Here is a 19,011-nt window from a genome sequence, read left to right on the forward strand (position 1 = left end):
ACAATCAATGTCAGAGGACATTTATCGTAAATATTCCATTATACAACAATTCACGACACCTTATTAGGCAAAAATAACTATATATATGTCTATGCAGCAAATCCCGTATTATCCACGGAAATGGGCACTATTTTTCATGATTAAGTGGGCTAAAAAGAAACTTTTTAACTCTTTTTTCGAATCTGTTCGAGGAGTGTCTCTACCTGTCTCTCAATCCAATGCGGAAGAAGCGGGTGCGGCAAAAGCGTCTGGCCAGAATACTTATAGGTTAACCCTTTTAGTCTGTTCGGAACCACATGTTTAGTGAAATAACCTTCACTCAAAAAAAGCGGCGCCACCAATACCTCGTGACCCTGCTCCTGCCAATACTCCACTTTGCTTCTTACACTGTCCGGATTCAGCAGACCATAATCGGCCGCCGCTACGCCGCTCACCTCACGTACACGTCCTGCCAGTGAAGAGATGCCCTGCTGCCAACGCTGGCGGAAGCCATCATAAATGCTGCCGTGACCTACCAACAGAATCGTCTCACGTTCAGGTTCCGTAGACAGCTTACGGAGCTTGTCCCAGATCATCACAGCGATGTCCGGGTCATCGTCGACAGGATAACCATAGTGAACCTTAGCCTTCACGTGGAACGGCTCTAAATCGGTCTCACGTTCAGGTGCAGGTTTAGCCCCTAGTGCATATTCTATTTCATCGACATGTGTGCTTCCCGAGGAAACGAACAATGGGATCACAATTATATCTGTGACCCCTGCATGTTCCAGTTCATTTATTCCATCTTGAATCAGACGGCCCTCTACCAGCTCTAAAAAAGAGATCACCACTGGCATCTCTTCATCTAGCGATAATTCGCTTACGGCCTCTTCCACGATCGACACCCAAACCTCGTCGCGGGAGCCGTGACTGATAATAAGTACGCCCGGTACCATAAATTAGCGTCCCAAACGTTCCAGCGTTAATTTATAACCATCATTTCCGTAGTTCAGGCAACGTTTTACACGGGAAATAGTAGCTGTACTTGCTCCTGTCTCTGCTTCGATCTGATTGTAGGTCGAACCTTTGCCAAGCATACGCGCTACTTCCAGTCGTTGCGACAGCGATTGAATCTCGTTCACGGTGCACAAATCATCAAAGAAAACATAACATTCTTCCATATTCTTTAATGTTAAAATGGCTTCAAATAATTGGTCTATACTTTTATCATTTAACTTCTTAAGTTGCATCAATTTTTCATCCCCTAAAAGTTCTATCAGCATTAGTTTCTCTGATTAAGCTCCGTACAAAACTAGCTCCGGAAACATCAACCTAATGTCACTATCCTGCCTTTACTATATTGCACTGGAGCGCATTTTTCAAGCATTAACGATTTCACGCTGTAAAGAACGAAAATGACGGACAAACGTCCACCCCACGCGCACACCATTTATGTACCCCAATACAAGTATTTTTCTCTACATAAGAATTATCGCCTACACTATAGTACTACAAAAGCGCCGAAAATCAAGCTCGTACACGGTTTCTTCACTACTTTAACCTGTTTATAGGCATACGCCCTTTTCCGCTCCTATCCCTATTACCCGGGCATTCGTCTATACCGTATGTTCGCCCATGACATACAGTATAGCAGACCACTAACAAAGGAATGTGATATTATGCCTGATCATTACTATAATCATTCCCGCCGGAATCAGCGTTCACTGAGCGATTCGTATAATGCCTCTGCCTATCCTGGCCTCAGCTCATATGCGCCCTCAGCTCTCCCAGGTGAGACCGGAATCCTTCCTGCTTTAGGAGCAGAAGCTGCCACCGAAACTGCGCTAGCGCTCCCTGCAGCTGAAGCTGCAACAAAGGCAAGCGGCGGGCTTGCCGGACTGCTCAGCGGCTTAGGCGGCGGTGGCGGAATTGGTGGGAATATGGAGCAAATCAAAGGCATCATCGATCGTATGGGCGGCATTGACGGGATCGTAAACTCTATGGGTAAAGTACAAAAGGTGATGTCCGGCTTCCAGCAGATGGCTCCAATGGTTAAGCTGTTCATGGGTAGCTTCGGTAAAAACAAAGGCGCAGCAGGCGCACTAGCCGCCGAAGAGGATGCCGCCCTGTACAGTCCTAATCGCCGCAAAAAAAAGCGTTCCACCTCACCCCGTCGCAAATCTACTACAACTACTCGCCGGCGCTCTACTTCTTCCACCGGAAAACGTCGCCGCAAATAGCGGTGACGTTTTCTAGCTATGTATCAGAAAAACAGCAATTCTCGCAGGAAAGAGATTTGCTGTTAGCGCTTCTGCTCTATTTTTACTTAAACCAGCCACTCCGTCGAAACCATCGGAACATCCCAAAACCAACTACCAGCATAAACAGCAGCACACCAAAATAACCATACTTCCACTCTAGTTCAGGCATCTTCACAAAGTTCATCCCGTAGATCCCGGCGATAAGCGTCAGCGGCATGAATACGGTGGTGATTACCGTTAGTGTTTTCATAATCGAATTCATCCGGTTGGAATTGAGTGAAATGTAGCTGTCACGCAAATCCGCTGTCATTTCCCGATCAGCCTCAATCATATCGGAGAGTTTTAGCAGATGGTCATAAATATCGCCAAAATAAATCCGTTCCTCGCCATTGCTCTGGACATGCTGTGAATTCACGATCCGGTACATCAAATCGCGCATTGGCACAATCGTCCGCCGCATTTTGAGGAGTCTTCCGCGCACGCCAAACACCTGGCTCATCAATTCCTCCACCGACTCACTGCTACCGCTGCTCTCCAGATCCGCAAGCTCGTCCTCTAAACTGTAGAGACATGGAAAATATTTATCCACCAACTTGTCCATTACCGTATATGCAGCTGCCATCGGCCCACCCGACCAGCCTTTTCGACTATGTATTTCGCTCTTCACCTGTTCCCACGCTTCATTCATCTCTGCTTTTTCCTGATGGTGATAGGAGACAAGAAAGTTCGCGCTTAAAAATAGGTCAACCTCCTCAGCATCCAACGTCCGCTCATTCAGTGCATGCAGCACAAAAAACTGCACATTCTCGTAATGATCCAGCTTCGGCCGCTGCAATACATGCATACAGTCCTCTATCGCCAAGGGGTGAAAATGAAAATATTGATCCAGCAAAAGCGTTTCTTCTGGCGTAGGCGTAGCAAAATCTGCCCATATCCAAGCATAATCCTCCAGCCGGATATTTTGCAGAGGGATCTCTGTCAGCACCTCACCTTTATGTGTGACAACAAGTGTACGTATCATAAATGTTCCTCCGCTTCATCTTCTTCCACGCCTCTATTGTACAGCAAGAAGACAAGTCTTCCAAAAAGCAAAAAACATAGCCAGCAGCACCGCTCAAGCTAGACTAAGAAACATTTGGTGCTTCGTCGTTCGTTAATGCTCGATTCATTTGTGTAAGGTTGGTTGCGCTGGGGGCGAGCTGTCCTTATTCTCTGCTGTCGGTATCGGGTTTATGAGTGAGATGAATTCATAGCTGTGAATTACTATCGCTATTTTTACTAATTAGTTGGTGAAAAAGTGCTCATTAGGAATGGTAAACAACCCTTCGATCGTAAGCAGACTGACCTTGATTTCGCAAAAGATTAAGTTCATCGCCTCGCGTTCATTTAACGTAAGTAACATATGGTTTACTTTGGGCTGGTAGTGACCGTGGGATAGGGATGCAATTCTTGACTGTAAAGTTCAAGTTGAGTGCGGGCGGGATAATGGAAATAAGGCGATATTCTTCGACGGCAGAAAAGCAGGGAGAAAGGTAAGGGTTGGGTTGGGTTGGGTTGGGTTGGGTTGGGTTGGGTGCACTGGATTCCGTTGAAATGTATTACGTTAGGCTGTTGAGTTAATTTGTGTTAGGTTACTTTGTGCAGGGCTGGACTTCGATGTGCTCGATTCTGCTGAAATGAGACAAGTTGGACAGTGCTGATTTAATTTGGGCTAGGTTACGTTACGATGGACTGGATTTAGGTGCGCTGGGTTCCCTTGAAATGTGTTAAGTTGGGCTGGTCCAACCTCATACAAGTCAGGTTCCATCGTTCTAAGACATATATGCCCTTCCTTTTACTTCTTCGACCCTATTCTACTAATTCTAAGGCATTTATGTCTTTATTTTTGCTTCTTCGACGTTAGTTCACCAATTCTAAGGCATTTATGCCTTTCTTTCTGCTTCTTCGACGAAGTGTCTCCAATTCTAGGGCAATTATGCTCTTCTTTTTGTCACCATCCTCGAATTTCGTAAATTCTACGGGATTTATACCGTACATTCCCCCTCCAACGCCAAACTTCGTCATTTCTACGGGATATATACCGCACAATCCCCATCCATAGCCAAACTTCGTCACTTCTACGGGATTTATACCGTACATTCCCCCTCCAACGCCAAACTCCGTCATTTCTACGGGATTTATACCGTACATTTTCCCTCCATCGCCAAACTCCGCCACTTCTGCGGGATTTATACCGCACATTCTCCCTCCGACGCCAAACTTCGTCACTTCTACGGGATTTATACCGTACATTCCCCCTCCAGCGCCAAACTTCGTCATTTCTACGGGATTTATAACGTACATTCCCCCTCCAGCGCCAAACTCCATCATTTCTACGGGATTTATACCGTACATTCCCCCTCTAGCGCCAAACTTCGTCATTTCTACGGGATTTATACCGTACATTCTTCACCCATCCTCATGTCCACACAACAAAAAAAGATGTCCGCAGCCCAATGGCTAACTGACATCTTTATTAAAGGGTGTTTAAAAAATGATTTTGAAAATCAGACCTGCTAATACCGCACTGATTGGAATCGTGATGAACCAAGTGACCACAATACGTCCGGCTACTCCCCATTTCACTGCAGAGAAACGTTTGGCAGAGCCTACCCCAAGGATCGCTGATGTGATCGCATGCGTTGAGCTTACTGGCAAATGCAGCAGCGTTGCTGAGAAAATAACAGATGCCGCGGAAATATCAGCCGCGAAACCGTTAATAGGTTCGATTTTGAAAATCTTCGTACCCATAGTCTTAATAATCTTCCAACCACCGATGGAGGTACCGAGCGCCATAGCCGTAGCTGCAGCTATCTTAACCCACAAAGGGATAACATCCATAGTTTCTTGACGTCCTGAGGTAACGAGTGCAAAAGTAATGATCCCCATCGCTTTTTGCGCATCATTCGTACCATGTGTGAACGACTGTAACGCTGCCGTAAGGACCTGCATAGAGCGGAAGCCCTTGTTGACCGTATGCGGACTACGCTTAGCAAAGATCCATTTCAGGATGGTCATGATAATATAACCGATAACAAACGCAATGATTGGGGAGAAAATCAGTCCTTCGACAATTTCCACAAACCCGCCCCAATTGATGTGTGCTGAGCCTGCCCCCACGTATACTGCACCCGCTAAAGCGCCGATCAGTGCATGAGACGATGAGGATGGAATCCCGAGCCACCAAGTGATCAAATTCCAAATAATCGAAGCAATCAGCGTGGCTATTATGATATCCAACCCATTTTCAAGCAAGGTCGGGTCGGTGATACTTCCGCCGATTTTTTTGGCCACACCTGTAAACATCAAGGCCCCAACAAAGTTCATCAGTGCTGCCATAATAATTGCTGTTCGCGGTTTTAAGGCACGTGTTGAGACAGAGGTAGCAATTGCGTTGGCCGTATCATGGAATCCATTGATAAAGTCAAACGCAAGCGCGAGAAATATAACAATTCCAAGAATCCATATAGATGTTTCCATATTCTAGTACCCCTTATGAGTTGCGCATGATGATCGATTCCAACATGTTGGCTACATCTTCACATTTGTCTGTAGTGGTCTCGAGCCGCTCATACAGTTCCTTGCGTTTAATCAGCTCAATCGGGTCTTTTACAGTTTCGAACAGGACCTTAGTACAAATACGCAGCACTTCGTCCCCTTGATTCTCAAGGTCATTCAGACGGATTGTATATTCACGGATCGCCAACAATTTCTTCTGGGAGAGCAAATGAACCGCTTTTTGGATTTCATAAGCACACTGGCGAAGAATTTCGGCGAATTGCACAATGTATTCATCCGGGTCAAGAAGGTTGTACATATAGAAACGTGAGGCGGATGCCTCCAGACCATCGATGACATCATCCATGCTTGTGATCAAGTCCATAATGTCGTCACGTTCAAGCGGCGTAATAAACGTCTTGTTCAATTCTTTGATGACGGTGTGCGTGTAAGTATCACATTGGGATTCGTACTTTTTCATCTCTGCAGCGAAATTATCGACATTATTCCGGAGATCAGTGATATTCTGAGCAAAATAATCTGCAGCTTGGACAATAGTATCGGCCATATTTTCCAGCGTCTCAAAGAATATGTCCTTTTTTCTCAACTTCATTGTTTTAAACCCCTTTACATAAAATTACCGTGAATACAGAGCCATTCATATGTAAAAAGCATGAAAATGAATGACAACCCTTGTTATCTTATCATATCCGTACAAGGTATAGAAGCTATAGAAATGAACTTTTTTACACTCTATTAACACATACCCATTATTCCGAACACAAATCTGTATAACACTGGATATTCCGACTTTCTTATGTTGTACCATCCGCCCCGCCATATACCACATGACTGCTAAATGAAGGCGCATTAGGGACCACCAAAATATGGGTAATTCCTTGATACATCAGCTCTTCTTTTCCATCCCTCACAAAGCGGATCACATCCTCTGGTTCACGCGACCATCTGCCTTTGGTGACCTGTCCCCGCTGAAAAAGCAACGCTTCCCCGCCAAGCTCCACATCAATCTGAAGTCTTCCGACATCATCAAGCACTTTATGATCGGCTCCTATAACCATCACATTGGCCGCTTCCACCGGATTATCGTTATTTAGATCCAAATGAGGTTTGTCATTCACATAACGCTGATAGGTCTGACGTTTAGGATCATATTTATAGTCAACTTTATAACTTTTGAGCAGATAGTTTATGCTAAATTCAGCGGCTTTCTCTCCGTCCGCCGGTATGTAATCTGGATTGTTAAAAAGATACCCAGGTACCTTCACACTTTGCGCAAACCCAAGCTTCTCGGCACCTTCCCGCAGTTTGGCTGCGTTGCTGTACAGGTTATGTGGTGCTTTTCGCGCTTTATCCCGCCAAAAATAAGCTCCGGCACGGCCGATCTCGTCCATATCTTCTTTTTTCTCTTTTTGCAAAATGGCATAAGCCGCCGGACTCCCTCCGGCATGCACCGTCACACCACCGTAGCTCTCGCCAATATCCAGCAGATAGGGGCGGATGCTGCGAATCGGTCCGATTTTCACCACACCTGTATGGCTCTGAAAAATACCAATCAAACGTGTGATGCCACCTTCGGCAAGAATCTCATACAAAATATCTGCTTCACTAACCCCCGATTGCGGCCGGGCGGCAGGAGCATTATTTATCATTACGGCCAAGGGACGTGGAAGACTGTCTTCAGAAACTGGAAGACCTGTTAATCCGGATACGAGCTCAGCAGCGGGATCAATAGTAGGTGAGGGTTGAATCGTTTCGATAGGCGTGGGCTCTGCGGTAGGCTGCTGTGTCGGGGTGATCTCATTATTTGCACTCTGTGTTCCGCAAGCGGAGAGCAATAGGGTGGTCAATACAATGGCAGATAATAGACGGGAAGAAGAGCAATTTACTTTCATAAGCTTGTAGTTCCTCCTAAACGTTTTATGAAACTCACTGATTCCTTCCATTTAATCACAGTCAGTCCCATTTGTCTTGATCACCTTCTCCCTTTTTTCATAGCAAGCATAAGGAAATTTTATATCATGGAATAGATAAATTCTTATATAAAAAAAAGGGTACAGCCATTGGGGCTGCACCCTGCGGGTCTCTTATTCATTCAGTTAGTCTAGCTTCCAGCAATTAAGACTTAATGTCCCATACTGATAAGCCTGAAAAATCCGCTCTGCCTTCCTGCTGCCATCCGCTGTTCCCATCGCGTAAAAGAGAGGTGCAAAATGCTCTCTTCCATAAGAAGGAACCGCATCGCGTACATGTGGAGCTTTTTTCTCATACGCAAAAAGTGAAGGCAAATCCCAGGCTTCTAGTCCCTTGGCAATCCAGGCATCGAATTCAAGTGCCCAATCCTCAGGCTGCTCACTTTCACTTAGCATCCGCAAGTTGTGAACAAGTCCACCGCTTCCAATCAGCAGTATGCCTTCGTCACGAAGCGGTGCTAACATCCGCCCGATATTGTACTGCTCCTTGGGAGAGCGCAGGGAATCGACGGATAAAGCAACTACCGGAATGTCGGCGTTCGGGAACATTTTTTTCAGTATCACCCAGACTCCATGATCGAGTCCTCGCCCCAGAACGGGCTGATGTGATAGATTGTTATCCTTGAAGAGCTCAGAAATCCGTCTTGTTAGGGCCGGATCGCCCGGGGCCGGATAGGTCAGCGTGTAAACTTCTTCAGGGAATCCGTAGAAGTCATGCTGTGTCTCGTGCAGTTCATCAACGGTAAGTAGCTGTTCAGGGCTATCCCAATGCGCTGAGAAAACTACTATACCGCGTGGCGCTTCAAGTTCTTGACCAAGCCGCTCCAGAAAACGGGTATACTCGTTATCCTCCAGTGCGAGGAGCGGAGAACCGTGCGCAATAAAAAATGACGGTAATTTCATAGGATGCCAACCTCCATAACCCAGTATATGGTGTGCATCTTTATTTTACCGCTTATTGCAAGTTAATGCGAATAAAAACCTTCTCCTAAATCATCCAATTCTGCCACTCTGTCTGCAGATGCTCTTGTTCGTTCATCCATTCTATAGTCCGCTTAAGCAGCTGCTGCTGCGCCGGTCCAGAAGAAAAGGTGTGATCCCCTTGAAAAATGATCTCTTTGTCGCAACGTCCTTCGGGACGTGTCCAGAACAGCTTCTGGTAAAGAAAAGCGTAATCCACCGGAATGACATCATCAGAGGTGCCATGAATGACGAGTACATCGCCGCTAAATTTGCTCGCTTCTTGGAAGGGCTGAAAAGCCGCCAAAGAATTAAAATATACCGGTGTAAACGAATAGCCCACATAATCCGCTGACCCATTCTTCACAGCACGATCATACGCCTCCCGCCCTACAATTTTCACAATATCATTGAAAGGATAACCAACAGAGGCCCATAACACGAGATTCTTCACGCGGCGATCGCGAATACTTGTCAGCAACGCCACCGCGCCACCCAGGCTATGGCCAATCAGCGTCACGCGCTGTGGGTCCACATCAGCAGAGCTAATTCCGTAATCAAGCACCGCTCTAGTCTGAGCGATCATCGATTCCATGTCTTCGCCGCCATAATTCCCGCTGCTCTCGCCGCAGCCCACATAATCAAAACGAATAACCATATATCCCTCTTGTGCCAGCTCACGAGCAGCCTTCACAAAAATCCGGTCTACGCCAATACGATTCCCCACAAATCCGTGGCAGATCACGGCTAATGGCAGTCTATCCTTGCAACGCGAAGAGGTTCCCTTCTCTTTGTTCGGGTAATGTATGCTCGCCGTCAATTCTTCTCCGTTATGCCGGATTACAATATTCCGTTCCATTGCCGCATCCTCCTATAATTATATTTATATTTATATTTATAATTTAATTTATTTTAATTTATTAGAATTCCGATTAACTTAGTATGAATTATAATCTAATTATAAAGATTTCGTTCATATTGTCAACAGCAAGGGGACAATTCTTAATAAACGCACGGAGTATTTGGGCATTAGAGTCTGCGCGACAATCAGGGTGTCCCGTAAGATATGAACATGACTCTAGGGCTCCCACGTCGAGTGGATTGAAACCGCCAATCCGGGATTCAGCAGCTCCCTCTAGTTCAGTAGCTTCATCGGACTCAGCGGCTACTTCGGACTCAGAAACTACATCGGACTCAGTAGCTCCTTCGGACTCAGTAACTACATCGGACTCAGCAGCTCCTTCGGACTCAGTAGCTTCATCGGACTCAGTAGCTCCTTCGGACTCAGTAGCTCCTTCGGACTCAGTAGCTCCAGCGGACTCAGTAGCTCCAGCGGACTCAGTAGCTCCTTCGGACTCAGTAGCTCCAGCGGACTCAGTAGCTCCAGCGGACTCAGTAGCTCCAGCGGACTCAGTAGCTCCTTCGGACTCAGTAGCTCCAGCGGACTCAGTAGCTCCAGCGGACTCAGAAGACCCTATTCGCAGATTTAGCACACTTTTTGAATTCTATCGGACCCCATAGTCGCTATCACCCTGTAAAACAGCAAATAAGAGCTACTTTTCGAGCAATAGCGTCACTGGGGTCCGAAACTGTACTGAAAAGGCGATAATTTGGCTAATAACGTCATCTGAGTCCGAAAGATGGTGGATTCTACGAAACCGGGGGTTCCGGGTTCCGGGGTTCCGGGTTCCGGGGTTCCGGGTTCCGGGTTCCGGAGTTCCGGGTTCCGGGTTCCGGAGTTCCGGGTTCCGGGTTCCGGAGTTCCGGGTTCCGGGTTCCGGAGTTCCGGGTTCCGGGTTCCGGAGTTCCGGGTTCCGGGTTCCGGAGTTCCGGGTTCCGGGTTCCGGAGTTCCGGGTTCCGGGTTCCGGAGTTCCGGGTTCCGGGTTCCGGAGTTCCGGGTTCCGGGTTCCGGAGTTCCGGGTTCCGGGTTCCGGAGTTCCGGGTTCCGGGTTCCGGAGTTCCGGGGTTCTGGGGTTCTGGGGTTCTGGGATTCCCGGGTTCCGGGGGTGCTTGGGTTTGGCTTTGGCTTTAGCTTTGGCTTCAGGTCTTGCGGCACCTACCATTCCAACAGCTCAACCCAAAGAACCCCACCAAAAAACAAAAAGCAGCGATCCCCAGTATCGGAGGATCGCTGCTCTGTTGTTTTTTCGAGATGAATGACCAGGGTTGTTAATCAATCGTAGCTGTCGTTAAACATCTCATGGGTTTCATGGCTGCCTTCCCAATCCTTAAGCAAGCCCTCGGGAGCATCTTCCGCGGAATCCCACATGCTGAATCCATCGGAGCCGCCCCAATCCCCCATTGAATTATTGGGCGTAGGCTCGAAACCGTTGCCCATGGATCTTCCCTGTTCTTTCTTGTTCTCATGTTCCATAAAGCTCCCAACCTTTCCCAATGCTATATTGATCAAGCAACAACATTATCAGTGTTCACTCTTCTAAAAGGATTATGCATATCGCCATAGAAATGGTTGTCCTTGCGTAGACCTGTCATGCAAACGTATACTCTAGGTTAAAGACTATACCGATTAACAACACTGGAGGTTTACATCCAAATTATGAAAGTGAAAGATATGATTAAGGAAAATAACGCCCTGCGTGAGCAGTTGACGCCTTTCAATCGCTCCTATTTAGAAGATATGATTCTTGCGGTGCGGGCCAGTCGAATTGAACCCCTGCGCGGAGAAGAACTTTTGCTGGATGCGGCCAAGCTGATGTTGAAGGAACAACGTAAAGGGAAAAATGCCAAGCAAGTATTCGGCGAGAATCCGCACGATTATTTTAAAGAAATCATAGACAGTGTTCCCGGGCGCCCGGTGCGCAGTAAATGGAACTATTACTTGATGATTCCCTGCGCAGCTCTGACCTGTCTTTTTGGGATATTGGCAATCGGTGGACTCTTCTTCCAATGGACTGACGGTTCATCGGGAATGTTCGGACAGATCAGCCTTTTCACCCTGCTCGCTGTGGGAGTAGGCTCTATTATCTTAATTGAACTTATTATGAAATGGATGTCTTCCTTGTCGGAAAGCGATGCACCCAGTGCCAAACCTTTTGATATAAAAAGCCTTGGCATCTATATTGGCATCGCAGTAGCTGCTGTATTTATCGGTATGTTCCTCGATCGGTTATTTCCGGTCATTACAATATCCCCGTGGGTAAGCTTAATTCTGTGCATCATTGGGGGGTTGGGACTGAAGTTTATATTTTTCAAAAAATAAAGTTCTAGGCTGAAAATTTTATTCCATCCGATAGATAGGGGGAAACTTCCATGATTAAGAAGCATTATATTCTCTACTCCGTTCTAGCTATAGCCTTAGGGCTAGGCATAGTGCCCAGTGCTATTCACGCCGAAGGTGCTACCAGCCCTCCTGGGGAAGGCGCTAAGGCAATAACCCAAGCAGCTAGCAATAATCATGCAGAGGCTGTCTATAAAGCTGCGTTACCGCTGTTATCTACCTCTGACAAGTTACCCGAAGCCATAAAATATTTGAACTCCAATATGTATGCGGTAGGTTCGTATCGTGCAACAATGATGACGCTGAAGCTTGAGAATCTGCATAAAGCTGCGCTGCAAGCCTGGGAAAGTAAATTCAGTACCAGCACTGTCCAGCGGAAGCTCACCGCCATTTATAAAGCAGGCGCCAGCATGTCTTCTCTTGCCGCTATTACCGATGATCTCCAGCTGCGTACACTGCTGAAAAGTGCCAGCGAAAGCGGATATAAGCTGGAGACCGCAGAGGGTACTTTTTTCCCGGTGATCGATTATGGGGCTTACCGCAAGTATAAGCTATACGTCACCAATGATATCAGCGCTTATATAACCATTATGGCCACCGAATCGGACCTGCCCTCTTCCAAGGACAACGGGCTAGTTATCGCCTGGACTGAGGTAGCAGCCAGAGCTTTATCTCAAGAGCAATTCATTCAAAATCATCCGAAATCAAACCGAATTTCTGCTGTAAAAGCCTTGTATACTAAGTACGTGAATAATACGTTTTACGGCCAGAATAACACTCCTCTCTTCCATTATGACAATCTGGAAATGGATTTGGAGGCGCAAAAGGCTTACTCCAGTATTCTGACCAAAAATAATGACAACAGCCCATTTCTACAAAAGCTGGATAGCTTCATGAAATTAATGAAAGATAATAGCTATAAATTGACCGATGAGGTCGAGCAATATCGTAAGACTTCGTTACCTCTCTAATAAAGAAATCACAAAAGCCCGTCCCTGAAATGAATAGGGACGGGCTTGTTTATGTTCATTAACGTGATTATGAAGTGGATGCGAGAATTAAATAAGGATGTTAAAGAGATTAGAATCCTTATTGATCTCTACATAATCGACGCCCTTCTGCTGCATCCGTTCGATGAGAGGTTCGTAGGCATCCGTTGACAATAATTCAATGCCAACAAGCGCGGGACCATTTTCTTTATCATGCTTCTTGATATACTCGAAACGGGTAATATCATCGTGAGGTCCAAGGATTTCGCCCAAGAACTCACGCAGCGCACCTGCCCGTTGCGGGAAGTTCACCATGAAATAGTGTTTTAAGCCTTCGTAAATCAATGAACGCTCTTTGATCTCCTGCATCCGGTCAATATCGTTGTTGCCGCCGCTTATGATACAGACAACTGTTTTGCCGCGGATTTGATCACGATATTGATCAAGCGCTGCGATAGGCAGCGAACCTGCTGGCTCAACCACTATGGCATTCTCGTTATATAGTTCCAGAATCGTGGTACAAGCTTTACCTTCAGGCACCATCACGATGTCATCCAGATGACGGGAACAAATATCGTACGTCAATCCGCCAACACGTTTTACAGCCGCTCCGTCCACGAACTTATTAATTTCCTTTAGAGTCACCACTTCTCCAAGCTTAATCGCTTCCGTCATAGAAGCTGCTCCGAGTGGCTCCACACCAATCAACTTGGTAGAAGGACTAACTGTCTTCACATAGGTGGCTATGCCCGCTGCCAGGCCGCCTCCACCAATGGTTACGAACATAAAGTCTGCAGGGTTGTCCAGACTCTCCATCACTTCCATTGCAATGGTGCCGTTGCCCGCAATGATTCGTGGCTCATCAAAGGGATGGATCAACGTCATCCCATGATCTATACAAGCTTGCAGTGCTTCATCATAAGCGTCATCAAAGGTATCGCCCTTCAGAATGACCTCAACAAACTCACCGCCGAACCGCCGAACCTGCTTAACCTTCTGGTTAGGCGTAGTGCTTGGCATATAGACCTTGCCTTTAATTCCAAGCGCTTTACAGGAATAGGCTACGCCTTGTGCATGGTTGCCCGCACTCGCACAGACAATCCCTTTTGCTCTATCTTCTGCTGACAAACTACGAATCATATTATAAGCTCCGCGGATTTTGAAAGAACGTACAATCTGCAAATCCTCGCGCTTCAAATACACATCACAATCATACTTGGCTGACAATACAGCATCACGTTGTAGAGGTGTCCGGATTATGACTTCACGCAGTACGTGATGAGCCCGCACAATATCTTCCATTCCTACGATTCGGTCTTCCTCTTCTCTCATAACCCTCTCGCCTCACTATCTATCTGTTATTCTACTTCTTGTAACATACTCTCCCGAGGACATTTTTTCAAGCATCCTAATCAGTGATAAAGAAAAAGAGACTAAAGGAACCCTATAGTCTCTTACTAATATTTGCTATCCCTACGCTATGAAACCTACTAGTCTTGTTGCTTCAGCATCCACTTCACCAGGTCTGGTAAGCTTGTCCACAAACGTGAATGTACAATAACATATTCGATAGCCTCGTTAGCGTCACCCACGCCTACAAAATCAGGCAGGTTATGCGGCAATCTTTTGATACCTAACAGATAATCTGGCACATGCTTGTTCACATTCTTCGCCACGCGGTATAGCATTTTGAGCTGGGAAGTAATCCCGTTCTTCTTATATTCTAAAACCATACGGTCATATGCTACTGTTGCTGCTGCATCCTTGCCGAACTTCTCCAGTACCTTCTCGGTCTTCTTAAGCTTATTAGTGTAAAGGTACGTTGCCGTTAGAAGGTAACGTGCACCTGTGTTATCTTCTGGGTTCAATTCTAGAATGTGCTCCAGCGTCTTTTGTGCTTCTTCTGCATTTCCGCTAAACCAGCAGGAGTCAGCGTAGCTTTTGCAGATTCGAATGTACGAACGTGTCTCGTAAAGACCCCAGAAATGTCCTTTGTTCTCAGTGAAAAAGGCTTCTCCAAGCTCACGCGCACCCGCTTCCATCCCTGCTTTCAGATAAGCACGGGCATCTGCTTCATTCTCAGCTTCCTCAGCCAAAATGAGATAGGCATCCGGACTGTCCGGATAAACTTCCAATGCCGCTTCTGCTAGCTGGATCCGGCGATTGGATGCTTTAGTTTCCATTGCTTTTTGCAGCAAAGCCTGTTCCTGATCCTTCGGAGTGCCTGAAACGTTGAGCAAAAGTAATTCTTCCTCTGCCCCGCCCATGCCGTACTGTTCGATATAATTAAGCATCTCTTTAACTTTTCTGGAGATGGTAGGTGCAGTAACCTCATGTTTGATCGCTAGATCAGCTTGAGTTTGAAGGAATCCATATTCCTCAGACAAGATAAACTCGATAGCTGCACAGAAGGAGCCCATTTTCTTCACTGCAGGCTTGATGTGACGGGAATAACCATTCCATAGAACCAGACCTTCCCAGATTAGCTCCCGGTCATAGCTGTCTCTCATGGTCTCAATAAGATGCAGAGCCAATTGTTCATGCGCCGGATGCTCCCATTTCAGATCACGTGACACCTTTTTTTTGAGCGTAGTTAGGGTAAGCTTAGCTTCAGGAATTGCTGCCGCTTCTGGTTTCTCGGCCACAGCCACAGTAGCAGCGGATTCTTCCGTTGTTACCAGTCGCATGATGGATTCCACTGCAGAAGTTTCTTTCCCTAGGCAGCATTTCTTATATTTTTTCCCGCTTCCGCAAGGACACATATCATTTCTTCCAATCTTACTCAAAACGAATTCCCCCTTAAATCTGTGAGTAGCCATTCGCCATAAGCGTATCGCTAGTATGCACTATAAGTATCAACATTTTCAGGCACGAGGCATCCTTTATAAGGTTACTGCACAAAGTCTGAAGGACTCCGATTTAAAAGGGCCTTCCCATGATCGGAAAGGCCCTTATCTGTATATATCCGCACATTTTCCCCCGTACGTGTAGTATTATAGCACTTCTTCTATCACTTGTCAGTCCTTTTTTAGGACTTAAAGCGCAAAAAATTGCTAGATACAGTGCTTTATCCTTATACCAGAGCCTTCATAGCGATGTCGCTGCGATTCTGTTTCCCGGAAAAAGAGATTCCTTCAGCCCTAGCATAGGCTGCTGAACGAGCTTCGGCAATCGTAGCACCCAGGCCTACCACGCCTAAGACCCGTCCGCCGTTCGTTACCCAGCTGCCATCTGCCCCCCGTGCTGTACCGGCATGGAAGATCAGCCCTCCTTGGCTGTCCTCAAGCCCTTCGATCGGCACTCCCTTAGGATAAGAGCCTGGATATCCTCCAGAAGCGAGAACCACGCACACCGCTGCTTCGTCGCTCCATTCAATGTCGATATCCGCAAGTCTACCCTCGGTTACTGCCAAAAAGATTTCTAACAAGTCGCTCTTCAATCTAGGCAGCACGACCTGTGTCTCCGGATCCCCAAACCGGGCATTAAATTCGATGGTCTTTGGTTTACCTTCTGGAGAAATCATCAGCCCTGCGAACAAAACGCCGCTGAAAGAACGGCCTTCAGCTACCATAGCCTTGGCTGTTGGCTTAATGATGGTCTCAATCGCTTCTTGGATAATCGCCTCGTCGATATGCGGCAGAGGCGAATAGGTACCCATTCCACCGGTATTAGGGCCTTTATCTCCATCGTAAGCGGGCTTATGATCCTGAGCGGCAGCCATCGGACGAACTGTCTCTCCATCAACAAAAGCCAAAATCGACATTTCCTGACCCGCTAGGAACTCTTCAATGACAACCTGAGCGCCAGCCTCACCAAACACTTTGGTTACCATAATATCAGCTAGTGCCTGCTCTGCCTCTTCCCGTGAATAGGCAACGGTCACGCCTTTTCCTGCGGCAAGCCCATCTGCCTTGATTACGATCGGCAGCGGTTGCTCGCGTAAGTAAGCCAGTGCAGCTTCATAGCCATCAAATTTTTCATAGGCTGCTGTCGGAATATTATATTTGTGCAAAAGATCCTTCATAAAGGTTTTGCTGCCTTCGATCTCAGCTGCATTCTTACGTGGACCAAACACTGGAATAGCCTGTGCTTCAAAAGCATCCACAATGCCCCCTGCTAACGGATCATCCGGTCCGATTACAACAAGACCTACTTCCTTCTCTTTGGCAAAAGCCGTCAGACGGTCGAACTCAAACACACCGATAGGCACACATTCTGCTAGCTGCGCGATCCCGGCGTTGCCGGGTGCGCAATAGATTTTACCAACCTTGGGGCTTTGGGACAGGCTCCAAATAATCGCATGCTCCCGGCCGCCGCCGCCAACCACTAAAATATCCATTAGAATAAAATCCTCCCAGCGTTCTAGTGTTTGAAATGACGGACGCCTGTGAAGACCATAGCAATTCCATACTCATTCGCGACCTTGATCGATTCTTCATCTTTAATGGAGCCGCCTGGCTGAATAACTGCGGTAATGCCTGCTTTAGCTGCCATTTCAAGTGTATCTCCCATTGGGAAGAAGGCGTCAGAGGCAAGGACTGATCCTTTGGACTTCTCGCCAGCTTGTTCAATCGCAATTTTTGCCGCGCCAACGCGGTTCATTTGCCCTGCACCTACGCCAACTGTCATATCATCCGCCGCTAATACAATCGCATTAGATTTCACATGCTTAACTACCTTCCAGCCGAACAACAGCTGTTTCAATTCTTCTTCGGTTGGCTTACGGTCCGTAACAACTTGCAGATCATCCGGGTTCACAGAATGCACATCGCTCTCCTGTACAACCATTCCTCCATCAATAGAGGTGACTACGAAGCTGCTCTTACGCGCGCTAGCCGTGCTAAGATTGCCGATTTTGAGCAAACGCAGGTTCTTTTTCTTCGTAAGGATTTCCAGTGCTTCATCCGTAAACCCTGGCGCCAATACGATTTCGAGGAAAATCTCTTTCAGCAGATTAGCAGTGTCTGCATCGATAATCCGGTTAGCGGCTACAATTCCGCCAAAGATAGAGGTTGGGTCTGCGTTGTAAGCTTTTTGATAAGCTTCGTATACACTTTCACCGACACCTACACCACAAGGATTCATATGTTTAATGGCTACGACAGCAGGTTCTTCAAATTCTTTCACGATTTGCAGCGCTGCGTTAGCATCGTTGATATTGTTGTAGGATAATTCTTTGCCATGCAATTGCTCAGCTGCTGTAAGAGTATCCCCCGCAGCCAAAGGCTTGCGATAGAAAGCCGCTTTTTGATGCGGATTCTCGCCATAGCGCAGATCCTGAATTTTCTCATAAGTCACGGTGTAGCGCTCAGGAAGCGGTTCGCCAGTAACATTAGCCAAATAATCGGAAATTAAGGCATCGTAAGCCGCCGTATGACGGAACACTTTTGCCGCAAGACGTTTGCGTGTTTCCAGCGTTGTATCTCCACCTGCGCGAACCTCTTCAAGCACTGTAGCATAGTCGTTAGCATCTACCACTACACTTACAAAAGCATGGTTCTTCGCCGCAGAACGCAGCATCGTCGGTCCGCCGATATCGATATTCTCGATGGCTTCTTCATACGATACATCCGGTTTAACAATGGTTTCCGCGAACGGATACAGATTTACTACTACCAGATCAATGTAGTCCAGACCAAGCTCTTTCATTTGACGCGTGTGTTCCTCATTGTCACGAACCGCTAGCAATCCGCTGTGTACAGCCGGGTGCAAGGTTTTGACACGTCCATCCATGATTTCCGGGAATCCTGTAACATCGGAAATACCGATGACTGGAACACCTTCCTTAGCCAAAAGCGTGCTTGTTCCACCTGTGGAAATAATCTCTACGCCTAATGCAGACAACTCGCGGCAAAAATCCACGATACCTTGTTTATCCGATACGCTAACTAGCGCTCTTTTGATACTCACTTTGAATAGTCCTCCTTCGGGTTGTACGTGCGATTTAATGTGATGACATCTAAAAGCTTGGGAAATTACTATAAGAAAGAATCTGACTCTATTACCTACTACACGACACATAATGCCGCTTATGCAATATTTCCCGAGAAATACC

At 46.8% G+C, this 19,011-nt stretch carries 19 protein-coding genes; 4 read left to right on the top strand and 15 right to left on the bottom strand.

The genetic code is table 11. The features are described 5' to 3' along the window. Nucleotides 1–164 precede the first annotated feature (164 nt). Nucleotides 165–935, bottom strand: coding sequence for a sirohydrochlorin chelatase (locus tag MHI15_RS19500; protein WP_340397714.1), 771 nt, complete (start codon nucleotides 933–935; stop codon nucleotides 165–167). A gap of 3 nt (nucleotides 936–938) precedes the next feature. Then, the gene (locus tag MHI15_RS19505) at nucleotides 939–1,229 is read right to left on the bottom strand and encodes a YerC/YecD family TrpR-related protein (RefSeq protein ID WP_019913624.1); all 291 of its coding nucleotides are present in this window, start codon (nucleotides 1,227–1,229) and stop codon (nucleotides 939–941) included. 429 nt (nucleotides 1,230–1,658) lie between these two features. On the opposite strand from MHI15_RS19505, the gene MHI15_RS19510 reads away from it, so the two are divergent. Then, the gene (locus tag MHI15_RS19510) at nucleotides 1,659–2,219 is read left to right on the top strand and encodes a hypothetical protein (protein ID WP_038568686.1); all 561 of its coding nucleotides are present in this window, start codon (nucleotides 1,659–1,661) and stop codon (nucleotides 2,217–2,219) included. A gap of 82 nt (nucleotides 2,220–2,301) precedes the next feature. Here the strand turns inward: MHI15_RS19510 and corA are convergent, their stop codons facing one another. From corA to MHI15_RS19550, 8 genes are all read right to left on the bottom strand, one after another. Then, nucleotides 2,302–3,261: a magnesium/cobalt transporter CorA gene (gene corA / locus MHI15_RS19515; RefSeq protein WP_076136897.1), complete on the bottom strand. Its 960-nt coding sequence runs from the start codon at nucleotides 3,259–3,261 to the stop codon at nucleotides 2,302–2,304. A gap of 878 nt (nucleotides 3,262–4,139) precedes the next feature. Next, a complete protein-coding gene (locus MHI15_RS19520) occupies nucleotides 4,140–4,685 on the bottom strand; it encodes a hypothetical protein (RefSeq protein ID WP_341164736.1) in 546 nt (181 codons plus the stop codon). Between the two features lie 81 nt (nucleotides 4,686–4,766). Next, nucleotides 4,767–5,759 carry an inorganic phosphate transporter gene (locus MHI15_RS19525; protein WP_036686873.1) on the bottom strand — a complete coding sequence of 331 codons (993 nt, stop codon included), beginning with the start codon at nucleotides 5,757–5,759 and terminating at the stop codon, nucleotides 4,767–4,769. A gap of 13 nt (nucleotides 5,760–5,772) precedes the next feature. Further along, on the bottom strand, nucleotides 5,773–6,390 hold the full coding sequence (locus MHI15_RS19530; RefSeq protein WP_036686871.1) for a DUF47 domain-containing protein: 618 nt from the start codon (nucleotides 6,388–6,390) through the stop codon (nucleotides 5,773–5,775). Between the two features lie 202 nt (nucleotides 6,391–6,592). Continuing rightward, nucleotides 6,593–7,690, bottom strand: a complete 1,098-nt coding sequence (locus tag MHI15_RS19535; RefSeq protein WP_076305709.1) for a DUF3048 domain-containing protein — start codon at nucleotides 7,688–7,690, stop codon at nucleotides 6,593–6,595. Nucleotides 7,691–7,894: 204 nt separating this feature from the next. Further along, on the bottom strand, nucleotides 7,895–8,671 hold the full coding sequence (locus tag MHI15_RS19540; protein ID WP_038568677.1) for a DODA-type extradiol aromatic ring-opening family dioxygenase: 777 nt from the start codon (nucleotides 8,669–8,671) through the stop codon (nucleotides 7,895–7,897). 85 nt (nucleotides 8,672–8,756) lie between these two features. Continuing rightward, a complete protein-coding gene (locus MHI15_RS19545) occupies nucleotides 8,757–9,587 on the bottom strand; it encodes an alpha/beta hydrolase family protein (protein ID WP_076195105.1) in 831 nt (276 codons plus the stop codon). An 88-nt stretch (nucleotides 9,588–9,675) separates the two neighbouring features. After that, nucleotides 9,676–10,221, bottom strand: a complete 546-nt coding sequence (locus MHI15_RS19550; protein WP_341164737.1) for a hypothetical protein — start codon at nucleotides 10,219–10,221, stop codon at nucleotides 9,676–9,678. Between the two features lie 524 nt (nucleotides 10,222–10,745). On the opposite strand from MHI15_RS19550, the gene MHI15_RS19555 reads away from it, so the two are divergent. Then, a complete protein-coding gene (locus tag MHI15_RS19555) occupies nucleotides 10,746–10,889 on the top strand; it encodes a hypothetical protein (protein WP_341164738.1) in 144 nt (47 codons plus the stop codon). Between the two features lie 13 nt (nucleotides 10,890–10,902). Here MHI15_RS19555 and MHI15_RS19560 read toward each other — a convergent pair whose 3' ends face one another. Then, nucleotides 10,903–11,103: a hypothetical protein gene (locus tag MHI15_RS19560; RefSeq protein WP_036680885.1), complete on the bottom strand. Its 201-nt coding sequence runs from the start codon at nucleotides 11,101–11,103 to the stop codon at nucleotides 10,903–10,905. Between the two features lie 183 nt (nucleotides 11,104–11,286). Between MHI15_RS19560 and MHI15_RS19565 the strand changes: the two genes are divergently transcribed. Together MHI15_RS19565 and MHI15_RS19570 are read left to right on the top strand one after the other, a co-directional pair. Further along, a complete protein-coding gene (locus tag MHI15_RS19565; RefSeq protein ID WP_340033932.1) occupies nucleotides 11,287–11,949 on the top strand; it encodes a DUF1129 family protein in 663 nt (220 codons plus the stop codon). Nucleotides 11,950–11,999: 50 nt separating this feature from the next. Continuing rightward, nucleotides 12,000–12,938, top strand: a complete 939-nt coding sequence (locus MHI15_RS19570) for a hypothetical protein (protein ID WP_081383423.1) — start codon at nucleotides 12,000–12,002, stop codon at nucleotides 12,936–12,938. Between the two features lie 87 nt (nucleotides 12,939–13,025). Here the strand turns inward: MHI15_RS19570 and ilvA are convergent, their stop codons facing one another. The 4 genes from ilvA to purH all read right to left on the bottom strand — a co-directional run bounded on the left by ilvA (nucleotide 13,026) and on the right by purH (nucleotide 18,866). Next, on the bottom strand, nucleotides 13,026–14,288 hold the full coding sequence (gene ilvA, locus MHI15_RS19575; RefSeq protein WP_076104158.1) for a threonine ammonia-lyase IlvA: 1,263 nt from the start codon (nucleotides 14,286–14,288) through the stop codon (nucleotides 13,026–13,028). A 158-nt stretch (nucleotides 14,289–14,446) separates the two neighbouring features. Continuing rightward, nucleotides 14,447–15,742, bottom strand: coding sequence for an SEC-C metal-binding domain-containing protein (locus MHI15_RS19580; protein ID WP_076128473.1), 1,296 nt, complete (start codon nucleotides 15,740–15,742; stop codon nucleotides 14,447–14,449). 287 nt (nucleotides 15,743–16,029) lie between these two features. Then, nucleotides 16,030–17,295 carry a phosphoribosylamine--glycine ligase gene (gene purD, locus MHI15_RS19585; RefSeq protein WP_076142419.1) on the bottom strand — a complete coding sequence of 422 codons (1,266 nt, stop codon included), beginning with the start codon at nucleotides 17,293–17,295 and terminating at the stop codon, nucleotides 16,030–16,032. Between the two features lie 23 nt (nucleotides 17,296–17,318). Beyond that, complete coding sequence (purH, locus tag MHI15_RS19590) at nucleotides 17,319–18,866, bottom strand: bifunctional phosphoribosylaminoimidazolecarboxamide formyltransferase/IMP cyclohydrolase (RefSeq protein WP_340033930.1); 1,548 nt, start codon at nucleotides 18,864–18,866, stop codon at nucleotides 17,319–17,321. Between the last annotated feature and the right edge of the window lie 145 nt (nucleotides 18,867–19,011).

The organism is Paenibacillus sp. FSL H7-0918, from assembly GCF_038007025.1.
Lineage (GTDB): Bacteria > Bacillota > Bacilli > Paenibacillales > Paenibacillaceae > Paenibacillus_AQ > Paenibacillus_AQ odorifer.